The organism is Streptomyces sp. NPDC127098, assembly GCF_042722465.1.
Taxonomy (GTDB): Bacteria; Actinomycetota; Actinomycetes; order Streptomycetales; family Streptomycetaceae; genus Streptomyces; species Streptomyces millisiae.
In genome coordinates, this window is the sequence record NZ_JBHXFJ010000145.1 from 1 (window position 1) to 2086 (window position 2086).

The following is a 2086-nucleotide window of genomic DNA, read 5'->3' on the forward strand; positions in this document are numbered from 1 at the left end:
CCCGCTACGACAAACGCGGCTACATCTTCCCAGGAACCACGACCGCCGCAACCCTCGTCATCTGGCTCCGCACATGATCAGCAGGACAAGTCCTAGCCGGAGATCAAGACGCTGTTCACCGGCTGGGGCGAGCTGCGACCTGCCGCAAGTTCGCCCCAGCCGTGCGGAACTACACCTCATCGAAGCTGATGTCGCAGGTCGGCCTCACCATGCGACACCGGCCGACAACCCACGTCGGACTGGTACTTCGAGAAGCACTCGGCTCGCGCGTGCCGTGGCGCGGGCCCTACCACCAGACGCCGCTGCGGTGACGTGCTCGACGGTAGGCGCGGGCTGGGTTGTTGCCCACTACTTTCCAGATGTCCTTTACCCAGTGCGGTCCGGGCCGGTAGTCGGGATGGCGTACCGACTGGTCGGCGGCGTGGTGCAGCTGTCGGGTGATGAGGGGATTGCTCAGATAGCCGCAGGGCCGGGCGATCAGTGACTCCAGGTGCGCGTAGGCCACCAACGCTCCCAGAGTGGGCTGGTTCAGAGTGGGATCTGGCGGCACATCGACCGCACGTCGGCTGGGATGGCGTCGGCTTCGCACATGGAATCGGGTCGTTCGGAAGGGTGAGGCCGCCACGGTGGTTCGGGGCGGCGCTCGGCTTCCGTCGAAGAGGGATGGGGAGCGGCGGGGAGCGGGGCCCTGGGGCTCGGCTGTGGTCTGGGTGCCGTTCGGTTCCGTGAGGGTGGCTGTTCCGGTTCGGCGGTGGGCGTAGCCGGCGTCAGCCCTTCTACCAGGGGTGGTTGGGTCGGCTCGGTCAAGGGAAGCAGGGACATCTCGGCATGCGGGCGGGGCTCGCCCGGAGGAGTATCGGAAGAGCGTGGGCTCGTGGTAACGCACCCTGCCGCGGTCATGCACACCAAGGTCAGCATGAGAAGCGAGCGGGACGTCATACCATCTTCAACGACTGTCCAGCCCGTAGGACACCGTCCTCCAGAACTCGGCGACAGTGCTGGTCGCCCTACCCGGGGCGGCGCATCCACGGGACCTCACCGCCGGAGAGCAGGCCGCGGATGGTTCCGCGCGTACGAAAGGTCGGGCCTCCAGGGCGCCGAAATCACCACGTGCGTTCTGCGGCGAGGTCCGCCAGATTCCCTTTGGCCGCACCCTGGTGGGACAACAACTAGAGGCGGGGCTCTAAGGCATACAGGTACGACCGCCCTGGGCGTGTACAGCTCGGACGGCAACGCGGCTAGGCTTCAGTGAGGTCCATGACCCATTTGCTGATGCCGGCACGCCGCGGCTGATCGTCTTCCCGGGAACGGCGGTCTGAGCCGCGCTCACCCTGGGCGGTGACGCTTGAGCCGGTGGGTCTACGGTGGCGGCGCTGAGGCACGATTCCAGTTCTCGGAGTGCGGCGGTCTGCGGATGTCGAGAACGTGCCACCGGTTCCGTCCCTGGGACATCAACGACCACCGGCCGCACGAGGAAGAAGGAGAAGGCCGCATGGCGATTCAGCGGATGGATAACGTCGGCATCGTCGTCGAGGACATGGATGCCGCGATCGCGTTCTTCGTGGAACTCGGGATGGAGCTGGAGGGCAGGGGGGAGGTTCAGGGCCTCTTCGCCGACCAGTGCACCGGCCTCGACGGCGTCCGCTGTGACATCGCGATGCTCAGGACTCCGGACGGCCACAGCCGGATCGAGCTGGCGAAGTACCGCAGCCCTGCGGCGATCAGCGCCGGGCCGCGCAACCGGCCGCACAACATTCTGGGCACGCACCGCGTCATGTTCGCCGTCGACGACATCGAGGACACTGTTGTCCGCCTCCGCCGCCATGGCGCCGAACTCGTCGGCGAGATCGCCCGGTTCGAGGACAGCTATCTGCTCTGCTATCTCCGCGGCCCGGAGGGCGTCATCGTCGGACTGGCCGAGCAACTGCGCTGAGCTTGTTCTTTATCCTTTCGGCCGTTGTAGGGCGGTAAGGGTCTTCTCGCGGCGGACGGGTTTTGCCCACGTCGTAGCGGGGTGCCCGGCGTCTGTTCGGGGTGCCGGGTGGCCGTCCGGGTCCGGGTCGATTGGGTTTCGGTGCTCTGGCGG

General features: G+C 66.8%; 2 protein-coding genes. One reads left to right on the forward strand and one right to left on the reverse strand.

Annotation, left to right across the window (positions count from 1 at the left end):
- Positions 1-286: 286 nt before the first annotated feature.
- Complete coding sequence (locus ACFWI8_RS36225; protein ID WP_387100511.1) at positions 287-505, reverse strand: hypothetical protein; 219 nt, start codon at positions 503-505, stop codon at positions 287-289.
- A gap of 987 nt (positions 506-1492) precedes the next feature.
- On the opposite strand from ACFWI8_RS36225, the gene ACFWI8_RS36230 reads away from it, so the two are divergent.
- Entirely contained in the window at positions 1493-1933 is a 441-nt protein-coding gene (locus ACFWI8_RS36230) for a VOC family protein (RefSeq protein ID WP_387100513.1), read from the forward strand.
- Positions 1934-2086: the final 153 nt, after the last annotated feature.